The sequence below is a fragment of the Streptomyces sp. NPDC046465 genome (assembly GCF_040646035.1).
GTDB lineage: Bacteria > Actinomycetota > Actinomycetes > Streptomycetales > Streptomycetaceae > Streptomyces.
Map to the genome: position 1 here is coordinate 1 of NZ_JBEYZK010000069.1, position 3,865 is coordinate 3,865.

Below are 3,865 nucleotides of genomic sequence, written 5' to 3' on the forward strand. Positions count from 1 at the left end.
CATGGACCGTAACAATTCGTACTCCGCGCGGGGGCTGCTCGTACCGGTCTCCTTCGAGCACCGTTCGGAGCCCCCCATCCCGCTCTAACGTGGCGTCCCCGCCGATCGCGAAGGGGGCGCTATGCGCAGGGTGGAGCTGACAGGCCAGGCCGACGCCGTAATGGAAGCGCTACCGGATGACGTGCACGAGGAGGTGCTCGCCATCATCGACTCCGTCACCGACGCTCCGGGCGCGGACAGGACGGACCCGACCGAGGCATTCGGGACGGCGAGCTGGGTCACGTGCCGAGCGAGGTACGACGTCGTCGAGGTCCTCGACGTCGGATGGGCGGGCTAACGTTACGACGGTGGCAGGCCCGCGCTGATGATCTGCAGTGCCTGGCGTCGGACGACCGGGTTGTCGACGATCGCCATCGCGTAGTCGGCGAGCTGGCGGAAGAGCGCCGCGGCGACGGCTGACGGCAGATCCTGCTCATGCCGGTATTCCTCGAACGCAAGGCTCAGCGCCACGGCGACGCCCGGCCCGCTCAACTCCTGGCCCGCAGCGGGGAGCAGCTTCACGTGGAACTGGTCCACGATGCGCGGATCGTCGTCGACAGCCCTGAGCCGTCGGGCCAAGTCGGCCTGGCCGGGGAGGAGGACCGTAGCGGAAGACATGTGCCGGAGCGTACCCGGGCGGGAGAACTCTGGGGTGGGCGACTAGATTTCGATCTCAGGCTGGCCTCATGCGCATCCCGACAGTCGCTGTAGGTCCACGTCCGAGTTGAGGAAACCGCTGTGGAGAACTTCTTCGTACCCAGCCGGATCTGGACCGGCGGCGGGCCCTTCCCGCACGTCCTGGTGCTGCTGAGCGAGCACCCCGCGTTCCGCGCGTACGCCCGCGCCCACCACGAACTGCTCAGCGCGTACGGCGACAGGTTGGGGGTGGTCCCTGAGCAGTGGCTGCACTCCACCGTCCAAGGCATCCACCACACCATCGACACCGACCAGACGACCCAGCTCCGCGAAGCCCTCCGAGCCGAACTGACCGGGATGAAGCCCTTCCAGGTCCAACTGGGTCCGGTGTGGCCCGGAGTCACCGCGGTCACCGTCGCCGTCTACCCCGAGCACGGCATGGCACAGCTCAACGACCGCGCCCGTACCGCAGCCGGGAAAGTGCCCGGCGTCTCCCTCCGGGCCCGGGAAGAACGCTTCTGGGCTCATGCCTCCCTGGCGTACGCGCGCGCCGACTTCCCGGACCGGGCACTCAACCGGGCACTGCGGGCGCTGCGGCCGCCGCGCGTCGACGTCACGATCGACCGCGTCCATCTCGTCAACCAGTACCAGTCTCCCGGGCGCGGCTACTACACGTGGGACGTCGACGACGAGATCCCGCTGGGCTAGGACGCGGACATCGACGCGGTTCACGTCGGTAGCCATGACCGTTCAGCGGGCTCAGTCCCGTCCGTTTCGCACACCTCTACACATTGACGTCGCTGGTAAGTTGCCCACCATGACAGTTCCACATGGCGGGGGGACCCCCGAAAAACTAATCGTCAACCTCACGCCCGAACTCCGGCGAGATCTGAAGATTCGCGCAACGGAGCACGGCCTGAACGTAACCGACGCAACCGCACATGCCCTGAGCCTCTGGTACGAGCGTGTCGACTCTCCCGCCGTCGAGGTCAAGGGCGCGAAGAGCTGGGGGACTTACCTGCCCGCTGGGGGCGTTTCCCGCTTTGTAGCTGAGTGCGAGCGTCGCGGGATCGCGAAGACGCAGGGAATCGCGCAGGCCGTGACCGGCTGGCTGATGGCACAGCCGTCCCTCACGCAGCGGCTGATCAGCCAGCCCGTGCAGCGCATCCTCGTGGCTATCCAGAAGGGTGGGGTGGGCAAGACCTTTGTTGCCTCTGGTCTGGCACAGGCTTTCGCCGAACTGGGCCTGCGAGTCCTGCTGATCGACTATGACCCGCAGGGGCACATGACGCGGCGGCTCGGGCAGAAGCTGATCCCCATGGACAGTGGAGCGAGCCTCCTGGAACACATGCTCGGTAAGGGACGGAAGCACATCCGTCGATCCCTCGCGGTGCTGCCTCAGGAGCGCTTCGCGGGGCGGCTCCACCTGCTGCCGGCCTGTCACGATGCGTTCCTCTTCGATGCCGTGATGAGCAGTATGCGCACCGGCCGGGAAGAATCGCTGGCGCGCGCGTTGGAGCCGATCGAGAAGGACTACGACGTCATCGTCCTTGACGGTCCGCCGAGCCTGGGGCTGGCCATGGACATCGCCATGCACTACGCGCAGCGGCGCGAGGGTGAGCTGGCGGATCGCTCTGGTGTGCTCATGCCGGTGTGGGCAGACACACCATCCTTCGAGGCATACGACCTGTTCAACACGCAGCGGCAGCAGCTGATGAGCATGACCAGGGTCCAGGTAGACGAGCTGGGGTTCGTCGTCAACACCTACGACGGAAGGCGCGGTGCATCGGTACAGAAGAAGAAGGAGGAGTGGGAGGAGCGCGCTAACCCCGGCGTAATCCAAATCTTTGGCGACCTCAAGGAACAGCGCGATGCAACCGACCGGAGCACCCCGCTCCTTGAATGGGCACCAGACTGCGAGCTGGCCCAAGGACTGCGCAGCATGGCACGGGAGCTGGCGGCATGAGCAAGAGCAAAAGCAAAAAGGACCAAGTTCCCAGCTATCAGAGCGAGCAGCCGACGGAGGGCACGCCAACCCGCAACGACATCCTCAGCCACTACGGGCTCAGTGGTGCCGAGTCGTCTGCCGTTAACGACGAGCACGAGATGCTCGCCTGGGAGGAGGCACAAGAGGCCAAGCTCGCCGCCGCCGCAGAGGCGGAGGAGGCACGGCGAACGGGGACTCGGCTACATCCGTCCAAGGTGAAACTGGCGGCCCTGGCCCACAATCCGTTCAACCCGCGCGAGGCACTGACCAACCTCGACGAGAATGCGGCTTCGCTGAAGGACCGAGGGCAGCTGCAACCGCTCGCGGTCGTCACCAGGTCAGCCCTCCTCGCCGTGCATCCGGACCAGAAGACCGCGCTGGGTGAGGCTGTCTACGTTGTGATCGACGGGAACCGGCGTCTTGCTGCAGCGGCCCTAGCCGGTATCGATTCGCTCTACATCTACGTCAACGATGACTTGGCGGCCAGTGCTGCGGACATTCTGGAGTCGGCGTTGATCGCCAACATTCACCGTGAGGATGTGGAACCGCTCGACCAGGCGCATGCCATCCAGCAGCTGCTGGAGACACACAAGCAGCAGAAAATCGTGGCGTCGCGTCTCGGCAAGACGCCAGCGTGGGTGTCGCAGCGGCTGGCGTTGCTCAAGCTCCCCCCGGATCTGCAAGAGAAGGTCGGCGGTGAGCTCACGGTCAAAGACGCCCGCCGCATCGGCGGACTGCCTGCTGAGCATCAGCGCAAGGAAGCCGAGGAGGCAGTTAACCGGGTTAAGTCCCCCCGGAAGCCGCGTCGTCCCCTGAGCTCTCCGACAAAGCCCTCGCCTGACACTGCTGCACCGGGTCTACCGGCCCAGCAGACGAGCGAGGACGGTAGCGATCCAATTGACGGGTCGCCTCAGGAGCAACGGACCGCTGGTCCTGAGGCACCCGGTACAGCAGACACCTTCGAGGGGGATCAGGCGGGGCAGCCGCCACGGCTGCCGTATCACGACGCCCCGTTCATGGCCCATCACATGAACCGAAAGATGGAGCCTGAGATCTTCGCTCACTGCACAGAGCTCCTCATGAAGATCCTGCGAGAACAGCACCCTCAGAAGTACGACGCCCTGCTGCACAAACTGGCCCTTGAGCAGAACGCGCCAACCGCCGATTAACCGGGTTAACTGACTCATCTCGCACCCTTAGCAG

At 65.4% G+C, this 3,865-nt stretch carries 5 protein-coding genes; 4 read left to right on the forward strand and 1 reads right to left on the reverse strand.

Going from position 1 to position 3,865, the window contains the following annotated elements:
* The first annotated feature begins 121 nt into the window (after positions 1-121).
* Positions 122-337, forward strand: coding sequence for a hypothetical protein (locus tag ABZ953_RS39105; RefSeq protein ID WP_361734278.1), 216 nt, complete (start codon positions 122-124; stop codon positions 335-337).
* 2 nt (positions 338-339) lie between these two features.
* On the opposite strand, the gene ABZ953_RS39110 is transcribed toward ABZ953_RS39105, so the two are convergent.
* Positions 340-657 (reverse strand): hypothetical protein, encoded by a 318-nt coding sequence (locus ABZ953_RS39110; protein ID WP_361734280.1) that lies wholly within the window; start codon positions 655-657, stop codon positions 340-342.
* A gap of 120 nt (positions 658-777) precedes the next feature.
* Here ABZ953_RS39110 and ABZ953_RS39115 point away from each other — a divergent pair, with 120 nt between their 5' ends.
* From ABZ953_RS39115 to ABZ953_RS39125, 3 genes are all read left to right on the forward strand, one after another.
* Positions 778-1,383, forward strand: a complete 606-nt coding sequence (locus ABZ953_RS39115) for a 2'-5' RNA ligase family protein (protein WP_361734281.1) — start codon at positions 778-780, stop codon at positions 1,381-1,383.
* Positions 1,384-1,492: 109 nt separating this feature from the next.
* Positions 1,493-2,641: a ParA family protein gene (locus ABZ953_RS39120; protein WP_361734283.1), complete on the forward strand. Its 1,149-nt coding sequence runs from the start codon at positions 1,493-1,495 to the stop codon at positions 2,639-2,641.
* Positions 2,638-3,831: a ParB/RepB/Spo0J family partition protein gene (locus ABZ953_RS39125; RefSeq protein WP_361734285.1), complete on the forward strand. Its 1,194-nt coding sequence runs from the start codon at positions 2,638-2,640 to the stop codon at positions 3,829-3,831. Before ABZ953_RS39120 ends, ABZ953_RS39125 begins: the two co-directional genes overlap by 4 nt.
* The last annotated feature ends 34 nt before the right edge of the window (positions 3,832-3,865 follow it).